Origin of the sequence: Rhizobium etli CFN 42, from assembly GCF_000092045.1 — a bacterium.
Taxonomy (GTDB): Bacteria; Pseudomonadota; Alphaproteobacteria; order Rhizobiales; family Rhizobiaceae; genus Rhizobium; species Rhizobium etli.
In genome coordinates, this window is record NC_007761.1 from 1,930,371 (window position 1) to 1,948,620 (window position 18,250).

General features: G+C 59.4%; 23 protein-coding genes and 2 pseudogenes. 15 read left to right on the top strand and 10 right to left on the bottom strand.

The window, feature by feature from the left end:
- Window positions 1-56: 56 nt before the first annotated feature.
- Window positions 57-479, top strand: a complete 423-nt coding sequence (locus RHE_RS09410) for a nuclear transport factor 2 family protein (protein ID WP_011425131.1) — start codon at window positions 57-59, stop codon at window positions 477-479.
- 78 nt (window positions 480-557) lie between these two features.
- Here the strand turns inward: RHE_RS09410 and RHE_RS09415 are convergent, their stop codons facing one another.
- The 7 genes and pseudogenes from RHE_RS09415 to map all read right to left on the bottom strand — a co-directional run bounded on the left by RHE_RS09415 (window position 558) and on the right by map (window position 7,907).
- Window positions 558-2,327: a B12-binding domain-containing radical SAM protein gene (locus RHE_RS09415; protein WP_011425132.1), complete on the bottom strand. Its 1,770-nt coding sequence runs from the start codon at window positions 2,325-2,327 to the stop codon at window positions 558-560.
- A gap of 153 nt (window positions 2,328-2,480) precedes the next feature.
- Window positions 2,481-3,277 (bottom strand): annotated as a pseudogene (locus tag RHE_RS09420) (endonuclease/exonuclease/phosphatase family protein).
- 62 nt (window positions 3,278-3,339) lie between these two features.
- Window positions 3,340-4,746, bottom strand: a complete 1,407-nt coding sequence (sthA, locus tag RHE_RS09425; protein WP_042118311.1) for a Si-specific NAD(P)(+) transhydrogenase — start codon at window positions 4,744-4,746, stop codon at window positions 3,340-3,342.
- 84 nt (window positions 4,747-4,830) lie between these two features.
- Window positions 4,831-5,007 (bottom strand): annotated as a pseudogene (locus RHE_RS31570) (JAB domain-containing protein); the annotation flags it as partial.
- The gene (locus RHE_RS09430; RefSeq protein ID WP_011425135.1) at window positions 5,000-6,187 is read right to left on the bottom strand and encodes an alpha-hydroxy acid oxidase; all 1,188 of its coding nucleotides are present in this window, start codon (window positions 6,185-6,187) and stop codon (window positions 5,000-5,002) included. The pseudogene RHE_RS31570 and the gene RHE_RS09430, both read right to left, overlap by 8 nt.
- Before the next feature lie 51 nt (window positions 6,188-6,238).
- A complete protein-coding gene (gene radC / locus RHE_RS09435) occupies window positions 6,239-7,063 on the bottom strand; it encodes a RadC family protein (protein ID WP_011425136.1) in 825 nt (274 codons plus the stop codon).
- Between the two features lie 7 nt (window positions 7,064-7,070).
- Window positions 7,071-7,907, bottom strand: coding sequence for a type I methionyl aminopeptidase (gene map, locus RHE_RS09440; RefSeq protein ID WP_011425137.1), 837 nt, complete (start codon window positions 7,905-7,907; stop codon window positions 7,071-7,073).
- A gap of 237 nt (window positions 7,908-8,144) precedes the next feature.
- Here map and RHE_RS09445 point away from each other — a divergent pair, with 237 nt between their 5' ends.
- From RHE_RS09445 to RHE_RS09455, 3 genes are all read left to right on the top strand, one after another.
- Window positions 8,145-8,804 (top strand): TetR/AcrR family transcriptional regulator, encoded by a 660-nt coding sequence (locus tag RHE_RS09445; protein ID WP_042118314.1) that lies wholly within the window; start codon window positions 8,145-8,147, stop codon window positions 8,802-8,804.
- 130 nt (window positions 8,805-8,934) lie between these two features.
- On the top strand, window positions 8,935-9,108 hold the full coding sequence (locus RHE_RS33525) for a hypothetical protein (RefSeq protein WP_042118316.1): 174 nt from the start codon (window positions 8,935-8,937) through the stop codon (window positions 9,106-9,108).
- The gene (locus RHE_RS09455; protein ID WP_011425139.1) at window positions 9,105-9,437 is read left to right on the top strand and encodes a DUF6105 family protein; all 333 of its coding nucleotides are present in this window, start codon (window positions 9,105-9,107) and stop codon (window positions 9,435-9,437) included. Before RHE_RS33525 ends, RHE_RS09455 begins: the two co-directional genes overlap by 4 nt.
- On the opposite strand, the gene ruvX is transcribed toward RHE_RS09455, so the two are convergent.
- The gene (gene ruvX / locus RHE_RS09460; RefSeq protein WP_011425140.1) at window positions 9,374-9,868 is read right to left on the bottom strand and encodes a Holliday junction resolvase RuvX; all 495 of its coding nucleotides are present in this window, start codon (window positions 9,866-9,868) and stop codon (window positions 9,374-9,376) included. The two genes, RHE_RS09455 and ruvX, sit on opposite strands and share 64 nt — an antisense overlap.
- A gap of 113 nt (window positions 9,869-9,981) precedes the next feature.
- On the opposite strand from ruvX, the gene RHE_RS09465 reads away from it, so the two are divergent.
- From RHE_RS09465 to RHE_RS33530, 9 genes are all read left to right on the top strand, one after another.
- The gene (locus RHE_RS09465; RefSeq protein WP_011425141.1) at window positions 9,982-10,686 is read left to right on the top strand and encodes a metal-dependent hydrolase; all 705 of its coding nucleotides are present in this window, start codon (window positions 9,982-9,984) and stop codon (window positions 10,684-10,686) included.
- Window positions 10,687-10,755: 69 nt separating this feature from the next.
- A complete protein-coding gene (gene gatC / locus RHE_RS09470) occupies window positions 10,756-11,043 on the top strand; it encodes an Asp-tRNA(Asn)/Glu-tRNA(Gln) amidotransferase subunit GatC (protein ID WP_011425142.1) in 288 nt (95 codons plus the stop codon).
- Between the two features lie 59 nt (window positions 11,044-11,102).
- Window positions 11,103-12,584 (top strand): Asp-tRNA(Asn)/Glu-tRNA(Gln) amidotransferase subunit GatA, encoded by a 1,482-nt coding sequence (gene gatA, locus RHE_RS09475; protein WP_011425143.1) that lies wholly within the window; start codon window positions 11,103-11,105, stop codon window positions 12,582-12,584.
- A 20-nt stretch (window positions 12,585-12,604) separates the two neighbouring features.
- Window positions 12,605-12,820, top strand: coding sequence for a hypothetical protein (locus RHE_RS35070; RefSeq protein WP_406867024.1), 216 nt, complete (start codon window positions 12,605-12,607; stop codon window positions 12,818-12,820).
- A complete protein-coding gene (locus RHE_RS35075) occupies window positions 12,821-13,069 on the top strand; it encodes a GNAT family N-acetyltransferase (RefSeq protein WP_406867025.1) in 249 nt (82 codons plus the stop codon).
- A 26-nt stretch (window positions 13,070-13,095) separates the two neighbouring features.
- Window positions 13,096-13,371 carry a hypothetical protein gene (locus RHE_RS09485; RefSeq protein WP_042118320.1) on the top strand — a complete coding sequence of 92 codons (276 nt, stop codon included), beginning with the start codon at window positions 13,096-13,098 and terminating at the stop codon, window positions 13,369-13,371.
- A 108-nt stretch (window positions 13,372-13,479) separates the two neighbouring features.
- A complete protein-coding gene (locus tag RHE_RS34970; RefSeq protein ID WP_338060907.1) occupies window positions 13,480-13,842 on the top strand; it encodes a hypothetical protein in 363 nt (120 codons plus the stop codon).
- Between the two features lie 52 nt (window positions 13,843-13,894).
- Window positions 13,895-14,434 carry an Imm21 family immunity protein gene (locus RHE_RS31580; protein WP_011425144.1) on the top strand — a complete coding sequence of 180 codons (540 nt, stop codon included), beginning with the start codon at window positions 13,895-13,897 and terminating at the stop codon, window positions 14,432-14,434.
- A gap of 48 nt (window positions 14,435-14,482) precedes the next feature.
- The gene (locus tag RHE_RS33530; protein ID WP_166486897.1) at window positions 14,483-14,650 is read left to right on the top strand and encodes a hypothetical protein; all 168 of its coding nucleotides are present in this window, start codon (window positions 14,483-14,485) and stop codon (window positions 14,648-14,650) included.
- Window positions 14,651-15,205: 555 nt separating this feature from the next.
- Here RHE_RS33530 and RHE_RS09500 read toward each other — a convergent pair.
- Window positions 15,206-15,463 (bottom strand): YjhX family toxin, encoded by a 258-nt coding sequence (locus RHE_RS09500; RefSeq protein WP_011425146.1) that lies wholly within the window; start codon window positions 15,461-15,463, stop codon window positions 15,206-15,208.
- A gap of 311 nt (window positions 15,464-15,774) precedes the next feature.
- Between RHE_RS09500 and RHE_RS09505 the strand changes: the two genes are divergently transcribed.
- The gene (locus RHE_RS09505) at window positions 15,775-16,284 is read left to right on the top strand and encodes a GNAT family N-acetyltransferase (protein ID WP_042118325.1); all 510 of its coding nucleotides are present in this window, start codon (window positions 15,775-15,777) and stop codon (window positions 16,282-16,284) included.
- 3 nt (window positions 16,285-16,287) lie between these two features.
- Here the strand turns inward: RHE_RS09505 and RHE_RS09510 are convergent, their stop codons facing one another.
- A complete protein-coding gene (locus RHE_RS09510) occupies window positions 16,288-16,599 on the bottom strand; it encodes a DUF1294 domain-containing protein (protein WP_011425148.1) in 312 nt (103 codons plus the stop codon).
- Window positions 16,600-16,745: 146 nt separating this feature from the next.
- Between RHE_RS09510 and gatB the strand changes: the two genes are divergently transcribed.
- The gene (gene gatB / locus RHE_RS09515; RefSeq protein WP_011425149.1) at window positions 16,746-18,248 is read left to right on the top strand and encodes an Asp-tRNA(Asn)/Glu-tRNA(Gln) amidotransferase subunit GatB; all 1,503 of its coding nucleotides are present in this window, start codon (window positions 16,746-16,748) and stop codon (window positions 18,246-18,248) included.
- The last annotated feature ends 2 nt before the right edge of the window (window positions 18,249-18,250 follow it).

The window sequence follows — 18,250 nt, forward strand, 5'->3', positions numbered from 1 at the left end:
AGTTGAAATGAAGTATAATTCGATGCAGATTTGTTTTTGGTGGGAGGGACCTGAAAATGACTGCAAAACACGACATGAAGAAATTGGTGGAGGAAATCTATGCTGTGCGCGACCGAGGCGATATCGAGGGCACGCTGGCGCTGATCGGAGAGGATTGCACTTTCCGGATGGCTGGCAATACACGGCTGGCGCCTTTTTCGACTGAATTGGGCGGCCATGACTTTCGCCAGGTGATAGCGCAGCTCATCACTGCCTGGGATCTGTCCAAGATCAGTACGACCGGCATCCATGTGGACGAGGATGAGCAGGTCGTCTTCGCCCACCGCGAAGGGGAGGTCACACATATCCCGTCCGGCGTGAGCTTCCATACGGAATTCGTCGACAAGATCCATTTCAGAGACGGGAAACCGGTCAAGATCATCGAATTCGTCGACACGCTACAGGTGGCCGAGACAACGCGGATAATCCAGGTCGCTTAAGCTGCCACCACAGTCGGAATGGCCAGAGCGCCTCGCATCAACCTTGTTCAAGCCAGGCGCTTGAGGGGGAACTTTGGCTCAATGCCGTGTCAGCTCCGCGACTTTCCGGACATGGCTGACGGCCGCGGCTCCACCGGCGGTTTTGGTGAAGAGGCTGAGAGTCTCTTCCTCATCGTCCGCGACGGGTGTCAGAGCCTGATCCATATAGCTCTTCGACTTCGCATCCCGCGAAATCAGGAACGCCAAAATCGTCAGGCTGATGATCGTGCCGGCGATAGACACATGTTTGCTCAAAGTTTCCCAGGCAAAGCGCGGCCAGAAGACCAGCGGATGTTCGCGCGGGAGCTCCGGACGCCGCTCCGACGGCGTCTTCAGGCGCAAGAGGCCGCTCTGCAGCGGATGCACGTTTTCCAGCGGCACCGTGGTTGCGAAGGAGACGAGAACCTTGACGAGCCTTGCCAGCGGCACTCCGGTCGCCACGGCCCGGCGCAGCAGCGTCTTCATATGATCAGGCGAATAATAGAGCGACCAGGCCTCGTGGTAGATCTCTTCCCATTGCTGCTTGCTCATCTTGGGGTGCGCAGTGCAGACATGTTCGACATCGTAAATGTTGAGATCGCCGTCCATCTCGACGCCCTTCTTCCACAGGACCTGATGGTCCTCGGAACCCGGCAGCGGTGTGAGGATGAAGAACTCGATTACATCGAGCGGCAGCTCTTCCTGGATGATTGCGATATCGCGGCGGATCGATTCCGGTGTATCGGCCGGGAAGCCGAGAATATAGCCGGCCAGCGTCATGATGCCCTGCGCCTTCCAGGCGAGCAGCATCTTGCGATATTCGGTGATCTTGTTCTGGTTCTTCTTGGCGGCGGTCAGATTGTCCGGATTGACATTTTCGAGGCCGATGAAGACGCGGGTGACGCCGGCGCGTCGGGATTTCTCGATGAAGTTCGGGATCTTGTGGCAGAGCGTGTCGACCTGGATCATCAGGCCGAGCGGAATGCCGTCCCGCTCCTTGAGCTCGATCAGCCGATCGAAGATCGCCTCCCAATCCTTGTTGCGGGCGAAATTATCGTCGGTGATGAAAAATTTATGGATGCCCTGCGCCCAGTTCATCCGCACCAGCTTTTCGACATCGTCGGCCGAGCGGAAGCGCGACTTGCGCCCCTGCACGTTGATGATGGTGCAGAACGAGCACTGGTAGGGACAGCCGCGTCCGGCATCGAAGCTGGTGCTGAGGCCGAGCGTGCGCTGGATATTGTCTTTCGGCAGGAACGGAACCGGCGTGCCGCCGATGCCGGGAAGGTCGTTCATGAAATTATAGAGGGGCTTCAGCTCGCCGGCGGCAGCATCGCGCAGCACCATGTCCAGCCGCCCCTCGGCCTCGCCGGCGAACATCGAGATGCCCATCTCGCGGCAGGCATCGAGCCCGACCGCCGTGCCGTCGAGCATCGACAGGCAGCCGGACACATGAAAGCCGCCCATCGAGACCGGCAGGCCGGCATTGCGGAAGGGGCGGGCGATGTCGAGGGCGCGCGGATATTGGTTGGACTGGACGCCGACCAGCGCGACCATGCCGAAATTGCCGTGGCGCCTGAACTGGGCGAGCAGCCCGGCAAAATCGATTCGCGTATTGGTTTCATCGATCACGGTAATGTCGATCGCGGTATCCGGCCCGAGCACCTTGCGCTCGGCGCATTCGGCAGCGATGCCGTAGAGGGCCGCGAGCGAATTGGAGGGGATCATCGCCCGCCACCAGCGGATGACGTAGCCGTCATCGTCATAATGCGACGGCTTGATCAGGATGAGCTGAAAACGTCTGCGCACGGATTCCGAAGCATGGGCCAAGAGTATCTATCTTTCTTTAGAAACGTCTGCCCGGAGGCAAAATGGAGGTGAAGGCACAAATCAGGCACGGCGTATCAATGCGATTGATCAGGGTTCAAACTAAGGCGTAAAAAAGGAAGCGCAGAAGTTTCGTGCAGCGCATCCCTCAATATACTACGCGATATCGAGCAGCAATGCGCGGTGGTCGGAGACCTCGGGCGCATCGACCACCTCGAACTTGGCAACCTCTAGCCAGGCGTAATCAGCATGTAGTCCGCGAAGCGGCCCTGCTTCAGATAGTGAGAGGTTCGCGTGTCGACAAGGCCGCTTCCGGTGACGAGATCGGAAAGGCCCAGCCGGGCAAGAACCCGAAAGGTCGCGCTGTCGGGCAGCACATTGAAATCGCCGCAGACCACCAGCCCTTCGTCGCCGGGCCAGATCCGCCCGATGAGGCCGGCCAACGCCAGAGCCTGCTGTTGGCGCTGCGCCGTATCGCGCTTGCCGGCGGGATCGCGCAGGCCATGCATATGGGCGATCGTCACGGCGCGGCCGTGCGCGTGGCTGAAGAGGCGGATGCAATGGGCGTTGCGCGGTCTGGGATGCTCACCCCAGCCATCGGCGGAAAAACTGCCATGCACGAAGTCAAGTGCCTGGGCGATAACGGAATGTGATTTGCGGACGAAGGTCGCCAGCCCGAAATCCGCGACAATAGCGGCGTCGCCATCGAAAAGTTCACCTCGCGATGCCGGGCAGAAGAAGGCGTCGTGGCCGGGCAGGGCGGCGCTGATTTCCTGAAACAGATTGACACGTTGCGGCAGTTCCAGCCCCGCATCCCGGTATGTCGACCATCCGCTATCCGCATTCGGCGCCCGCAGCACCTCCTGCAGGCACAGCGCATCAGGGTCGGCCTGCTTGGCATAGGCGATCAGGGCCTCGTGAAGCCTGCCGCCCCATGCAGTCAGCGAAGTGATGCGCGACCTCTCGGCTCCATCTTAGCTGGCGGAATCAGATGGTGGCGATGCCATCGGGGTTTTCACAGTTCCGATTTGATGTCGCCCATCCGGTTCCAGGCGTCGAGGCCGGCGATCTTGTAGGCTTCGGCGAGCGTTGGATAGTTGAAGGTGTTTTCGACGAAATACTCGACCGTGCCTTTGAGATTGAGCACCGCCTGGCCGATATGCACCAGCTCGGTGGCGCCTTCGCCGACGATATGCACCCCGAGCAGGCGGCGTGTCTTCAGCGAGAAGATCAGCTTTAACAAACCGGTATCAAGGCCCATGATGTGGCCGCGTGAGGTCTCGCGAAAGCGGGCAATGCCGCATTCATAGGGAATGCCGCGCTCCTTCATTTCTTCTTCGGTCAGGCCGCAGGTCGAAATTTCCGGCACGGCATAGATGCCGTAGGGGAAATATTTCTGCGGCTCCTTGGCGACCGCGCCGATCGCCACGCGCGCGGCGATGCGGCCCTGTTCCATCGAGGTCGAGGCAAGGCTTGGAAAGCCGACCACGTCGCCGGCGGCGTAGATGTTGGCAACCGATGTCTGGAACGTCTCCGGATTGACCTTGAGACGGCCACGGCTGTCGGCCTCCAGTCCAATGGCGGGAAGGTTCAGCGCGTCGGTCGCTCCCATGCGTCCTGCGGCAAAGAGCACCATGTCGGTCACAAGATGGCGGCCGTTGTCGAGCGTCAGCTGGACCTTGCCGCTATCCAGCCGCTCGACCTTATCGGCCTTCGTGCCGAGCAGCAGCTTCATATTGCGGTCGCGCAGCTGATAGGTGAAATCCTCGATGATTTCCTTATCGATAAAGTCGAGCATGGTCGACTTTGGATCGATCACGGTCACGGCAGTATCAAGCGCCGAGAAGATCGTCGCATATTCGATGCCGATAACGCCGGCGCCGATGACGACCATGGTGCGCGGCAGTTCTTCGATGTCAAGCAATTCATCGCTGTCGAGCACGGTCTTGCCATCAAACGGCATATAGTCCGGCCGGAAAGGCTTCGTGCCTACTGCAAGCAGAATACTGGCGCCGCTGACTGTCATTGCTTCGCCATCGTCCTTGATGACCTGCAAGGTGGTGGAATCGATGAAACTCGCCTTTCCGCGTATGTGGTGGACACGGTTGCGGGCGAACTGATGCTCGAGCACTTCCACTTCATGGTTGAGCGTAATCAGCAGGCGGCGACGCAGGTCTTCCGCACTGATCTCCTGCTTGACGCGGTAGGATCGACCATAGAAGCCGCGCTCGCGCCAGCCGGAGAGATTGAGCGCGGTCTCGCGCAGCGTCTTCGAGGGAATCGTACCGGTATGAACGGACACGCCGCCGACGCGCTTACCCTGCTCGATCACGAGCACCTTCTTGCCGAGTTTCGCAGCCTGGATCGCGCCGCGGCGCCCTGCAGGACCGCTACCCACCACAACGAGATCGTACTGGAACATTCTCTTGCCTCGGATTGGAAATGGAATCATTTGCGACAAAAATGTCGCTCCTCTATCGGTAGCCGGTCAATGTTACAGATTGTTTTACAGCTGCCGATTCAGCCGAATTGTGCTTTTCAGATCCTTCAGCTCTTTCAGGCTCACATGGCCGTTTTCGCCGATGATGATGATGTGGTCGTGAACGGTGATATCAAGCGCCTTCGCCGCGTCGATGATTACTTTCGCCATATCGATGCCAGCGCGCGACGGTTGTTCATGCCCGAGTGATGTAGTCGGTGGAAATATCGGTCACCCTGGTGACCCCGAGTAACGCCATATTGCTATGCAATTCGGCCTTCAGGATATCCGCCGCCCTGAGCACGCCCGGTAGTCCCGCGACGGCTGCAGCATAAAGGAATGGTCTGCCCACGAATACGAAACAGGCGCCAAGCGCGAGAGCCTTCATGATATCCGTTCCACGCCGGATGCCGCCGTCGATCATGACGGCAATGCTGTCCCCAACACTTGCCGCAATCTCAGGAAGGACCTGAAGGGGAGATGCGGTGCCGTCGAGCTGGCGGCCGCCATGATTGGAGACGATCACCCCATCCGCCCCGGTATCTGCAGCCCGTGCCGCGTCGTCAGGGTGCATGATCCCCTTGACCACCAGCTTGCCGGACCAGCGCTTGCGTATCCGTTCCAGGTGGCTCCAGTTGAGATGGTCACGCTTGCCGAAATCGCGCGTGACGTTCGAGGAGATGATCGGCGCGCCTCTTGTGGCGTAGGAATTTTCAAAATGCGGAATGCCGTGCCGGACGATCGTGCGCAGGAATGTACCGGTGGTCCAGCGGGGATGCGAGATGCCCTGCCATGCCAAGCGGAGCCCGGGACGCAAAGGCGTCGAAAACCCCGCTCTCACATTATTTTCGCGATTGGGCAGCGTGGCTGTATCCACGGTCAGCAGAAGTGTACCGATACCGGCCGCAGCGACCCGATCGATGAGAGCGTCGATACGGTCGGGTTCGCCGGGAAGATAGGCCTGAAACCATGCCTGCGGCGAAACTGCGGCGATCTCCTCCAGCGGGATGAGCGACGAACCGCTTATAATCATCGGGATTCCCGATCGGTCCGCGCCTTGCGCGAGCACGATGTCCCCCCGATAGGCCATCAGCGCGCTGATCCCCATCGGCGCGATGCCGAATGGTGCGGCATGGGTATTGCCGAAGAGGCTCGTCTCGGTGCTGCGCCTCGAGACGTCCCGAAGTACACGGGGCCGAAAGGCATAGGCCTGGAAGGCCTCTGCGTTATGCCGCAGCGACGCATTGGTCTCGGTCGCGCCGGCGATATAACCGAACAGAGGTTTCGGCAGATGTCGCCGCGCCCTCATTTCGAAGTCATCGAGGCAGAGCGCATCGCGGCAGAGCCGCGTCGATCGATCAGTGTTACCGCTGGAGATCGTCATGAAGCTTTATCTTCTCAGTATTTCGGGTGGGTATTATTCAGCGTAGCGGGATTAGATCAACTTCAGCCCCTTCAGGCTGACATGGCCGTCCTTGCCAATGATGATGTGGTCGTGGACGGTGATGTCGAGCGCCTTGGCTGCCTCGATGATCACCTTCGTCATGTCGATGTCGGCGCGCGACGGCGTCGGGTCGCCGGAGGGATGATTGTGCACGAGGATGATCGCCGTTGCCGAAAGCTCAAGCGCGCGTTTGACTACCTCGCGGGGATAGACCGGCGTATGGTCGACCGTGCCGCGGCCCTGCACCTCATCAGCGATCAGCACGTTGCGCTTGTCGAGGAAGAGGATGCGGAATTGTTCTCGTGTTTCATGCGCCATCGCGGCGTGGCAGTACTGGATAACCGAGGACCAGGAGGAGAGAACCTGCTTGCTTCTGATCTCGCTCTTCAGGGTCCGGTGCGCGACGGTGGCGATCAGTTTCAGGTCGAGGGCGACATTCTCGCCGACGCCCTTCACCTCCGTCAGCAGCGCCGCCGGCGCGCCAAAGACGCCAGCGAGGGAGCCGAACCGTTCGATGAGCGCCTTGGCAATCGGCTTCGTATCGCGGCGCGGGATCAGCCGGAAAAGCAAGAGTTCGAGGATTTCGTAATCGGCAAGCGCGGTATCGCCCAGTTCGCGGAAGCGGTCGCGCAGCCGTTCACGATGGCCGTGATAATGTTCCGGCGCGGCGAGCGAGGCCGTCAGGGCGGGCCGGAGGTTGCGCGCGGCTGGCTTTTGCGGCCGGCCGCCGAAGAACGAGCGTTCGTCGGCAACAGGCTCTTCGGTCTCGAAAGGCAGCTCGTCGTCGGAAGATGTCGCAACAGGCCCCTTCGCCATCGGGTCGTCACCTGGCAAGCGGCGGCAGTCCGGGCCGATCGAGGCCACCCGGTGACAGCGTGAAGATTTCGCAGCCCTCGGCGGTGACGCCGACGGTGTGTTCGTACTGCGCCGACAGCGAGCGATCGCGGGTCACGGCCGTCCAGCCGTCGGCGAGCACCTTTACATGCGGCCGGCCGAGATTGATCATCGGTTCGATGGTGAAGATCATGCCTTCGCGCAATTCCGGCCCTTCATTGGCGCGGCCATAATGCAAGATGTTCGGCGAATCGTGGAACAGCCGGCCGACGCCGTGGCCGCAGAAATCGCGCACCACCGAACAGCGTTCGGCCTCCGCATAGGTCTGGATCGCCTCGCCGATCGCGCCGGTGCGGGCGCCGGGCCTGACGGCTGATATGCCGCGCATCAGGGATTCATAGGTGACTTCAAGCAGCCGCTCGGCGGCGCGCTTGATCGTGCCGACCGGATACATCCGGCTCGAATCGCCATGCCAGCCGTCGAGCACGAAGGTAACGTCGATATTGACAATATCGCCTTCGCGCAGCGGCTTATCGTTTGGAATGCCGTGACAAACGACGTGATTGATCGAGGTGCAGGTGGATTTGGTGTAGCCGCGGTAGTTCAGCGTCGCGGGAAAAGCGCCGTGATCCATGCCGAAATCGAATACGAACCGGTCGATCTCGTCGGTGAGCAGGCCAGGCTTGACGATATCGGCAAGCGCATCGAGGCAGCGAGCCGTCAGTTGGCACGCCCTGCGCATGCCTTCGAATGCCTGCGCATCGTAAAGCCGGATGGCGCCCGTATTCTTCGGGGGCGCGGAGGAGGCTTCGATATAATTCACCATTGCAGGGCCTTAGCGGAGATTGTTAGATTTGTTCATAATGCAGCTATGCCGGGTTCGTCCATCGCGATCAACCGTCGGAACGAGATTTCTGGGAGGTTTCGATCCGCCTTCCGCAGCCATTCGACGCTGAATTCTGAGTGCCGGATGAAATATCCACAATCTTCCCAAGGGGATAGTATTGATCGGGTAATGTCTCCCCGCTACTCACCGGTTGGTGACAGCGGGGAAGGGTCGGTCATGCTGAACGAAGCTGAAAATCTTGATAGTTTGCCTGCGGTCGATGCTGAGCCGGAACGGCGGGTGCGTGATCGCGGGGCCACCGAGCGTGCGCTCCTTGCCGCCGCCAAGGGGCTGTTGGCGGAGGAGGGCTTCCAGAATTTCGGTATAAATGCCGTCGCCCGCCGCGCCGGCTGCGACAAGCAGCTGATCTACCGCTACTATGGGGGCCTCGACGGTTTGGTCGAGGCGATCGGCGCGGATCTCGGCACATGGGTAAGGGATCGCATTCCGGAAGATACCGGCGGCATGTTCATGCTCACCTATGGCGATCTGATGGAGCGGCTGGCGCTTCTCCTGCTCGACGCCTTGAAGAATGATCCGCTGATGCGCCGCATCCTCGCCTGGGAGATATCGGAAAATACCGAGCAGGTGAGGCGGCTGTCCGAGGCCCGTTCGAAGGCTCTCGCCCTCTGGCTGGATCGCATGCGCGGTTCGCTGGCGCCGCCGAAGGGCTTGGATGCGGCAGCCGTCAATGCCGTCGTCATCGCGGCGATCCAGCATCTCGTGCTTTCCGGCGCAGCCGGCGGCCGGTGCGCCGGCCTATCGCTGAAGACGTCGAAGGACTGGGAGAAGGCGGCGACGGCACTGAAGCGTCTCGTGCGCGGCGTCTACGGCTGATATCCTTTCATCCACAGGCAGGCCGTGCGGCGTTAACCTTAACGAATGGTTTACGTTGCGTAGGGCTGGCTAACCCGACAGTGTGGCGAGGAGCAGAGATGTACGAGTGAGAACCTGCGAGTTGACGCCCATGGGAAGTAAGATCGCCAAAGCCGCATTTCTGGTGACGGCAATGATGTTCTTCGCAATCCTGGCGCTGGATATTGCAGTTCCGGCGCTGGTGCTTTGCATCATGGCATTGTCGACCTGGCTGGTTTCCCTCGATCTGCCCGTTGCCCGCAAGCAAGGAGGAGAAGCCGCATGAAGTGGTTTCTGATCTTCTGGGCCGGCCCTATCGTCTTTTTGGGCGCATGGTACTGGCTCTCCTATTACGACATGAATTTCGGCATCTTCATGCTGACAAGGCAGGTCCATGACCTGACCTTCGAGATTTATGGCGAAGCTCTCGGTGTTCCGCCGGAAACAATCCCGCCGCTCGTTGCTCGTGCCATTGCGGTGGACAGTCTCGTCGTCTTCGCCGTTCTGGGCTTCAGAAAGCGCAAGTCGATCGCCGCCTGGTGGAAGGCGCGTCAGGCGCTGAATTCGTCTCCGGCAGACCTTGCCAGCAACGACAGCCTGTCGAGGGCGCCCTGAAGGATGAAGCTTGCCGCGGCCGAATCGATCCGTTCCGCCCGCTTGGCGCGTGAGACGTCCATTTCGATGAGCACCCGTTCCGCTGCAACCGTCGAAAGCCTCTCGTCCCAATAGATGAAAGGCAGCGCCGTCTTCTGTTCCATGTTGCGCACGAAGGCGCGTGTTGCCTGCACCCGCGGCCCCGCCGATCCGTCCATATTCATCGGCAGGCCGATCACGAAGCCCGCAACCTTTTCAGCTGAGGCGAAATCCAGCAGTGCCTGCGCATCGATCGTGAATTTGATCCGGCGGATCACCGGGCGTGGCGTGGCGAAACGCCGGCCGAGATCTGAGATCGAAAGTCCGATCGTCTTGGTGCCGAGATCAAGGCCGGCGATAGCCTGTCCCGGAGGGAGTATCTCGGCAATTTCCTCGATCGTCAGCACCGTCATTGCCGTTTCATCCCGTCAAAAGAAATTGAAGCCGCCGCCGCTTTCCTTTGCCGGGGCATGAGATATGTCCTTACCATCGAAATCAGATTTTGCATCACGTAAGGAGAGATTTCATGAAGATCACCTGGCTTGGCCATTCCGCCTTCCGCATCGAGACATCAAAGTCGAAGATCCTGCTCGATCCCTTCCTCAGCCATAACGCCTCCTTTTCCGGCCAGGACATTAAGGATGTGTCCGCAGGCATCACCCATATCCTGCTGACCCATGGCCATGGCGACCATGTCGGCGATACCGTGGCGCTTGCCAAGGAAACGGGCGCCGTCGTTCTTGCGAATGCCGATCTTGCCGCCTGGCTCGGTTCCAAAGGCGTCGACAGGATCGAGATGGGCAACACGGGCGGGACGGTCACGTTCGGCGGCTTCTCCGCGACGTTCACCAATGCGCTGCATTCCTCTGCCCAGATCACCGAGGACGGTGTCTCGCATGCGCTCGGCAACGCCAACGGCCTGATGCTGCATTTCGATGACGAAGCCTCGATCTTCGCCATGGGCGACACCGACATCTTCTCCGACATGGCGCTGATCAACGAGTTGCACCAGCCTGATATCGGCTTCGTGCCGATCGGCGACCGCTTCACCATGGGCGGCGCGGTGGCGGCACTCGCCTGCCAGCGCTATTTCAGCTTCAAGACCGCGATCCCCTGCCATTATGGCACCTTCCCGATCATCGACCAGACGGCCGACAAATTCGTTGCCGGCATGGAGGGATCGAAGACCCAAGCGAGGGCGATGAAGCCTGCCGAGAGCCTGTCGATCTGACGAAACCCCGTTGCACCGGGCGGACATGGCCTTTATAGCGGGTGAGAAAAATCCTATCCGGAGAATGCCATGTCCGTCGATCTTGCCACCGTGAAGCGCGTCGCCAAACTTGCTCGTATTGCCGTCTCCGAGGATGAGGCAAATCGCATGGTCGGCGAGCTGAACGGCATCCTCGGCTTCGTCGAGCAGCTCTCCGAAGTCAATGTCGATGGCGTTGAGGCGATGACATCGGTTACACCGATGGCGATGAAGAAGCGGGCCGACGAGGTGACCGACGGCAACAAGGCCGCCGATATCGTCGCCAATGCGCCCGTCACCGACCATAATTTCTTCCTGGTGCCGAAAGTCGTCGAATAAGGCTTTCAAAGCCTCTTTCCGACCCTGTTGCCATTTTCAAGATCTGAAGCGAAAACACGATGAGCGAACTCACCAGCCTGACCATTGCCGAAGCCCGCGAGAAGCTGCGCGCCAAGGAAATTACCGCAATCGAACTGACCGAAGCCTATATTTCGGCGATCGATGCGGCCAATGAGCGGCTGAACGCCTATGTGAAGGTCACGCCTGATCTGGCCCGCGTCATGGCGAGAAAATCGGACGAGCGCATCGCCGCCGGCACGGCGGGCGAGCTCGAAGGCATTCCGCTCGGCATCAAGGATCTCTTTGCCACCGTCGGCGTCCACACCCAAGCCTGCAGCCACATTCTCGACGGTTTCGAGCCGCGTTACGAATCGACCGTGACGCAGAACCTCTGGGATGATGGCGCCGTCATGCTCGGCAAGCTGAATATGGACGAGTTCGCCATGGGCTCGTCCAACGAGACGTCCTATTACGGCCCGGTGATCAATCCCTGGCGGGCAGAGGGCTCCAACCAGCAACTCGTGCCGGGCGGCTCCTCCGGCGGGTCGGCCGCTGCCGTTGCCGCCCATCTTTGCGCCGGCGCCACCGCGACCGATACCGGCGGCTCGATCCGCCAGCCGGCCGCCTTCACCGGCACCGTCGGCATCAAGCCGACCTATGGCCGCTGCTCGCGCTGGGGCACCGTCGCCTTCGCCTCCTCGCTCGATCAGGCGGGCCCGATTGCCCGTGATGTGCGGGACGCCGCCATCCTGCTGAAATCGATGGCAAGCGTCGATGCGAAGGACACCACCTCAGTCGATCTGCCGGTGCCGGATTACGAAGCCGTCCTCGGCCAGTCGCTTAAGGGCATGAAGATCGGCATTCCGAACGAATATCGTGTCGACGGCATGCCCGAGGAGATCGAGACCCTCTGGCGCCAGGGCATCGCTTGGCTGAAGGATGCCGGCGCCGATATCGTCGATATCTCCCTGCCGCACACCAAATATGCGCTGCCGGCCTATTACATCGTTGCCCCCGCCGAAGCATCCTCGAACCTCGCGCGCTACGACGGCGTGCGCTACGGCCTGCGCGTCGATGGCAAGGATATCGTCGACATGTACGAAAAGACGCGCGCCGCCGGCTTCGGCAAGGAAGTCAAGCGCCGCATCATGATCGGCACCTATGTGCTGTCGGCCGGCTATTACGACGCCTATTACATCCGCGCCCAGAAGGTCCGCACGCTGATCAAGCGCGATTTCGAACTCGCCTTCGATGCCGGCGTCGACGCCATCCTGACGCCGGCAACGCCGTCGTCCGCCTTCGGCGTTGCTGACGAGAACCTCGCCGCCGATCCGGTGAAGATGTATCTGAACGACATCTTCACGGTGACGGTCAACATGGCGGGCCTGCCCGGCATCGCCGTGCCCGCCGGCCTCGACCAGAAGGGCCTGCCGCTTGGCCTGCAGCTGATCGGCAAGGCCTTCGACGAGGAAACCCTCTTCAAGACCGCCTATGTCATCGAACAGGCTGCCGGCAAGTTTACGCCGGCCAAGTGGTGGTAACCGGTCTCACGATCCGAAAGATGACGTCCGCCGACCACGAAACGGTCGGCGCCGTCGGCTTCGCCGCATGGGCCGCAGCCGACGCCTTCGACGAGAGTTATCGCGACCCCGATGTGATTGCCAAAGTCGGGCACGAGTTCAGCGTTTTTCCGCGGGAGACAAAGGGTGAGATCTTCGTTGCCGCGCTCGACGCGGAGATCGTCGGCTGGGGCGCTCGTGAAGGCGAACCCAACTAGGTGTCCGATCTCTGGGTGCATCCCAATCATCAGGGCACGGGGGTGGGCGAGGCTCTGCTGTCGTATCTGTGCGAGTTGATGAGGGCAGAAGGACTGACGACCGCCCGGATCGACACTCATGCCAGGAACATAGGCGCGATCCGGCTTTACAAACGCTGCGGTTTCACCATCATCTGGCACGGTATCGAATTCTCCTGGAGCATGGGCGTCCCGCGCGAAAAGGTGCACCTGGAGAAGCAGCTAGGCTGAGCGATAGCCGAAACTGGGAGGGCTACATGGCAGGCAATGATCTTGTGCGCCTGATCGAGGCAATCGATCGCCTTGCCGCCGGCGGCTTCGCGATGGGCGCGGATTGGCAGGCGGTTCACGATATCTGTCAGTGCCACGAAGGCGAACAGCCCTTCGACTGGGGCCACGCCCTCTGCCATCGCATCGAGGGCGACGTCTGGAATGCCGACTACTGGTATCGCCGCGCCGGCAAGATGCGCGGCTCGGGCGCACTGCCCGACGAATGGTCGGCGATGCGGGCGGAATTGTCTACCAAGGCTTGAGCTTTGCCCTGACCGCGCCGGTTCAACTGACTGCAATTAGCTCGAAGGCTACAGCGCGGAGCCGGCCAAGGTCAAACCTCGATTGTTGCCGATGTCGAAAACAACGCGTTGCTGATTTCCGACAACCGTCGGGAATACGAGCATGTTCAACAGCTCTTGCGCCAACTGGATGTCTTCCCTACGCAGGTCCTACTTGAGGCCGTTATCGCTGAAGTTACATTGAACAGCGAGCTGAAGTTCGGTCTCCGCTGGTTCTTTGAAAACGGCAGATCTCGGTTTCAAGATCCGATAGTGCGCCCTCGTATCGAAGGACTTCTTGGGCAAGCGTCAAGCCGGCCGCCAAAAGCAGCAGAGATAGGGTTGTTGTCGTTCGTGTCGAAGGGGACAAGGAAAAAACAACAAGCAGGTTCTGCCACGTCCGAACAAATTAAATCCAGAAGAAAAACCTCAACGTTACTATCCTCAATGTAAAATGTGCAGTACAGGGCGGGAAGCTCCGATGGCTCGGTGGAGTTAGATAATCATGAATAATTCGTTAGATTGGATTAAATCTGGTGGCGGCCCGCTTGTATGTATAGAGAGGGGCAATGCAGCTCAATGGCTCGGAGTCGGAGGGACTAACTTCGGGAATGGAATCCATACTAAATTTTCTAGTGACTACGAAAGAGCTTGTGATGTTCAAGATTATCTGGGTGTCATCCTGCTGAATACTGGCTTCGCGGTCGTCCTTGGAGATATGCCGCTGGAAACACGGGTTTCTTATGGAACCGGGGATGTTCCATTTATAGTAAGAATTTTTTATGCAGATCAGGGTGTTGATGTAGTCGAAAAATTGAATGATCTAAAAGTTCTTGACGAGATAGATCCCGTCGAATCTGTCAATGTTGAAATAAGAGAGCGTGAAATAGTAATTTTCGACTCCGCTTATCCGTTTTCTGAAGTTGGGGATGCGTACTTGAGTTTGGATTTTCAGCCCGGCAAATATATCGTCGTTAGCAAATTGTTTGAACCAGATGAGAGAAGTTCTTTATTGATTCACGAGTTTCGCCGGTATCAGACGTAACTCGCTGAGTCTCCGCGAGCGCAACGGATCGCTTTTTCGGGCACAGACATGGCAGCCAACGGCAACTATACATACAGCTATGACAAATCTCAGCCAGCTGAAGGGGCAGACAATACCCTCCAGGAGATACTGCCCGCATATGCCGAAGATACCAACACCAGCTTCCAGACCAATAAGAGCTATATCGGCGAACGCTTCGATGCCGAGACCGGCTGATGTATCTCAATGCCAGATACTACGATCCCAGCATTTGGGCGGTTCATCACGCCAGGTGATTGGAATCCGACGCAGCAAGGGGCTCGGGACGACCGGTATGCCTATGCCGAGAACGATCCTGTCAACAAGAGTGATCCGAACGGGCATGTTACGATCGGGGATATATTCCTCTCGCAGCCGGTGCGCGATCAAACTCACTAAGACAATGCATCCGGCTTTAATCGCATGGCCAAGGAGCAGAGTGACGTCGGCGAGCTGGAGAATCTCGTCAGCGATGACCTGCCACTGAATTTTCATCCAGCTGCGATTAGAGCCCGACGGTTTTGAACGCCATCAGGCGAGTTTTGAGCAACCGGCGGAACGCGCAGCTTTCATCTTGCGCAACGTTGGAGCTGGTCCGGGCAAAGTCTGCCAAGGTTTGACATCCCGGGATAGTGGGGCCGGAAATGGTTGTAATCGTCCGCCTGACATTGCCTCGTTGAAATAATCCATTTTTGATGCTGAGCCCCGACCGCGCCGGTCTAAGGCGCGATCACGGTGAGTTGGTCAATTGACCTATCTATTGTCCAGCTGCGACCTAACCAATCTCAACCCTCGTTCGGTGATCCGGTAGGGTTGGCCGCCCGAAGACTTGATTGCCTTCAGCCGCTTCAGCCTGCGGAAGAGATCGAGGTCGACGCCGGGATAAAGCCAGCCGTCGCGGGTAAAGCAACTGACGTTTTCGATCTTCCTGTTGTCGTCGCGGATAATTTCGATGCGGCCGCCTTGGGCCATGAGATGCAGGATGCGCTGCTCCGTGCGGGAAATGTCCATGTTGTGAGATCCGGTATCGCGCCGTAGGCGCGCACAAAAACGATCTGGCGCTCATTCGAACGTCAGGGCTTCGTTCTTTCGGGCCCATGCGCGCAAGGAAACTTGCGGGCAGGGGCCTTTACCGGGTCTCAGGCAGGCTCAACATAAAACACCTCGATAAGATCTATTATTCAGCCCGGAAAAAGCGGTCAAGAGCATCCTTGTCGGTGAAAACCGGTCGAAAACCCTGGTTTCGGTTGATCATCCCTTTGCAGCTACTGGTAAATTCCGCGACTCAGTGATCTAGTCAGAGGGGTAACGCGGAGGTGTCGTTGATCCACATTCGCAATGCCCGCGACGGGGAAGCGGAGCTATTGAGCGAGATCGGGCTCAGGGCCTGGCAAAAGGCGATGGCGTCGATCGGCGAATCGGATGCGATGATCGACGCGGCGCGCAACGCCTTTCGCAGCTTCGTGGAGAATGACTGGCTGACCATCACCGTCATCGAGCAGAACGGCCAGGTCGCAGGCTGGGCTGCACGCGAGGGACTGGACGAAACCATCTCGGATTTCTGGATCGATCCCATCTTCACCCGGCAGGGACTCGGCTCAGCCCTTCTCCAACGCATCGAGAAGGATATCGCCGGCCGAGGCTTCGAGACGGCAGCGGTGCAGACCCATTCCGGCAATAGCGAGGCAATCGGCTTTTTTCGGAAGAACGGTTATGGCATCCACTGGCTGTCGGTCGCCTATAATCCGAAGCTTGACCGCGACGTACCCTCTGTCGGACTGACGAAGCCGCTGGTTTCGGACAGCCAGGGCGGCTATGGGCAGGAATTCTGAAGTTTAAAAATCCAGATGAAGGCGAGGGGCCCATAGCGGCGCGAAGGCCAGGACCATGGCCAAGGCGGCGTGGAGGATCAGGATCGCCGCCAGGATCGACCGGAACGGCTCCTTTCTCGTCTTGTGGCGCAGGATCTGCTGTGCCGCCACCGCGCCGAGGCTGCCGCCGATCAGCGCAAGGGTTAGAAGCGTACGCTCGCTGATGCGCCACTCGCCCTGGCGCGCCGCCTGTTTGTCGAGGAAATAGACCAAAAAGACGATGAGGTTCAGCGCCAGAAACAGTGCGGCCAATTTGGTGTTATCGGTCATCGTCATGCGGCTACACTGCCATGCCTCGGTTAACTCACGGCAAACGTCGCCGCCCTCCGTCAAACCGCGGTGCGCGATGGGGAAAGCCTTGCACCGGAACGCCGTTTCCTTTACCTCACCAGTGGAAAAGAACAGCCTGCAAAGAGCATCAGATGACCCTTGTCGACGTCCGCACGCCCGATCCGAAACGTTTCATCCCCGGCGCCACCGGCGACTGGGAAGTCATCGTCGGCATGGAAGTCCATGCCCAGGTGCTGTCCAATTCGAAGCTCTTCTCCGGCGCCTCGACGGAATTCGGCAAGCCGCAGAATTCGAACGTGTCGCTGGTCGATGCCGCCATGCCCGGCATGCTGCCCGTCATCAACGAGGAATGCGTCAAGCAGGCCGTGCGCACCGGTCTCGGCCTGAAGGCTGAGATCAACAAACGCTCGGTCTTCGATCGCAAGAACTATTTCTACCCCGACCTACCGCAGGGCTATCAGATCTCGCAATATAAGGATCCGATCGTCGGCGAGGGCAGGATCGTCATTTCGCTTGGGCCGGATCGCCAGGGCCAGTTTGAGGATATCGAGATCGGCATCGAGCGCCTGCACCTGGAACAGGATGCCGGCAAGTCGATGCACGACCAGCACGCCACCATGTCCTATGTCGATCTGAACCGGTCCGGCGTGGCGCTGATGGAGATCGTCTCCAAACCCGACATGCGCTCGTCCGATGAAGCGAAGGCCTATATGACCAAGCTGCGTTCGATCGTCCGCTACCTCGGCACTTGCGACGGCAACATGGATGAAGGCTCGATGCGCGCCGATGTCAATGTCTCGGTGCGCCGTCCTGGCGAGCCTTTCGGCACGCGCTGCGAAATCAAGAATGTCAACTCCATCCGCTTCATCGGCCAGGCGATCGAATATGAAGCGCGCCGCCAGATAGGCATTCTGGAGGATGGCGGCGAGATCGAGCAGGAGACGCGCCTCTTCGATCCGAACAAGGGCGAGACACGCTCCATGCGCTCCAAGGAAGACGCGCATGATTATCGCTACTTCCCCGATCCGGATCTGCTGCCGCTCGAATTCGACGATGCCTTCATCAAGACGCTCGAAGCCGATTTGCCGGAGCTGCCCGACGACAAGAAGGAGCGCTTCGTGCGTGAACTCGGCCTGTCGGTCTACGATGCTTCGGTGCTGGTTTCCGAAAAGGCGATCGCCGATTATTTCGAGGCCGTGGCCGCTGGACGCGACGGCAAGACGGCGGCAAACTGGGTGATCAACGACCTGCTCGGTGCGCTGAACCGTACCGGCAAGGACATCGAACAGACGCCGGTGTCGCCGGCTCAGCTAGGCGCGATCATCGACCTCATCAAGGCCGGAACGATCTCCGGCAAGATCGCCAAGGACCTTTTCGAGATCGTGCTGACGGAAGGCGGCGATCCGGCCGAGATCGTCGAATTGCGCGGCATGAAGCAGGTGACGGATACCGGCGCCATCGAAAAGGCCGTTGACGAGATTATCGCCGCCAACCCAGAACAGGTCGAAAAGGTCAAGGCGAAGCCGACCATGGCGGCATGGTTCGTCGGCCAGGTGATGAAGGCGACCGGCGGCAAGGCCAATCCGCAGGCGGTCCAGGCGCTCGTCAAGGCGAAGCTCGGCATCGAGGAATAGCC

Excerpts from the sequence above, each read along its gene's own strand:
- RHE_RS09410 (WP_011425131.1), top strand. The coding sequence starts at position 57 with ATGACTGCAAAACACGACATGAAGAAATTGGTGGAGGAAATCTATGCT.
- sthA (WP_042118311.1), bottom strand. The coding sequence starts at position 4,746 with ATGTTCCAGTACGATCTCGTTGTGGTGGGTAGCGGTCCTGCAGGGCGC.
- RHE_RS09430 (WP_011425135.1), bottom strand. The coding sequence starts at position 6,187 with ATGACGATCTCCAGCGGTAACACTGATCGATCGACGCGGCTCTGCCGC.
- radC (WP_011425136.1), bottom strand. The coding sequence starts at position 7,063 with ATGGCGAAGGGGCCTGTTGCGACATCTTCCGACGACGAGCTGCCTTTC.
- map (WP_011425137.1), bottom strand. The coding sequence starts at position 7,907 with ATGGTGAATTATATCGAAGCCTCCTCCGCGCCCCCGAAGAATACGGGC.
- RHE_RS09445 (WP_042118314.1), top strand. The coding sequence starts at position 8,145 with ATGCTGAACGAAGCTGAAAATCTTGATAGTTTGCCTGCGGTCGATGCT.
- RHE_RS33525 (WP_042118316.1), top strand. The coding sequence starts at position 8,935 with ATGGGAAGTAAGATCGCCAAAGCCGCATTTCTGGTGACGGCAATGATG.
- RHE_RS09455 (WP_011425139.1), top strand. The coding sequence starts at position 9,105 with ATGAAGTGGTTTCTGATCTTCTGGGCCGGCCCTATCGTCTTTTTGGGC.
- ruvX (WP_011425140.1), bottom strand. The coding sequence starts at position 9,868 with ATGACGGTGCTGACGATCGAGGAAATTGCCGAGATACTCCCTCCGGGA.
- RHE_RS09465 (WP_011425141.1), top strand. The coding sequence starts at position 9,982 with ATGAAGATCACCTGGCTTGGCCATTCCGCCTTCCGCATCGAGACATCA.
- gatC (WP_011425142.1), top strand. The coding sequence starts at position 10,756 with ATGTCCGTCGATCTTGCCACCGTGAAGCGCGTCGCCAAACTTGCTCGT.
- gatA (WP_011425143.1), top strand. The coding sequence starts at position 11,103 with ATGAGCGAACTCACCAGCCTGACCATTGCCGAAGCCCGCGAGAAGCTG.
- RHE_RS35070 (WP_406867024.1), top strand. The coding sequence starts at position 12,605 with ATGACGTCCGCCGACCACGAAACGGTCGGCGCCGTCGGCTTCGCCGCA.
- RHE_RS09485 (WP_042118320.1), top strand. The coding sequence starts at position 13,096 with ATGGCAGGCAATGATCTTGTGCGCCTGATCGAGGCAATCGATCGCCTT.
- RHE_RS31580 (WP_011425144.1), top strand. The coding sequence starts at position 13,895 with ATGAATAATTCGTTAGATTGGATTAAATCTGGTGGCGGCCCGCTTGTA.
- RHE_RS33530 (WP_166486897.1), top strand. The coding sequence starts at position 14,483 with ATGGCAGCCAACGGCAACTATACATACAGCTATGACAAATCTCAGCCA.
- RHE_RS09500 (WP_011425146.1), bottom strand. The coding sequence starts at position 15,463 with ATGGACATTTCCCGCACGGAGCAGCGCATCCTGCATCTCATGGCCCAA.
- RHE_RS09510 (WP_011425148.1), bottom strand. The coding sequence starts at position 16,599 with ATGACGATGACCGATAACACCAAATTGGCCGCACTGTTTCTGGCGCTG.
- gatB (WP_011425149.1), top strand. The coding sequence starts at position 16,746 with ATGACCCTTGTCGACGTCCGCACGCCCGATCCGAAACGTTTCATCCCC.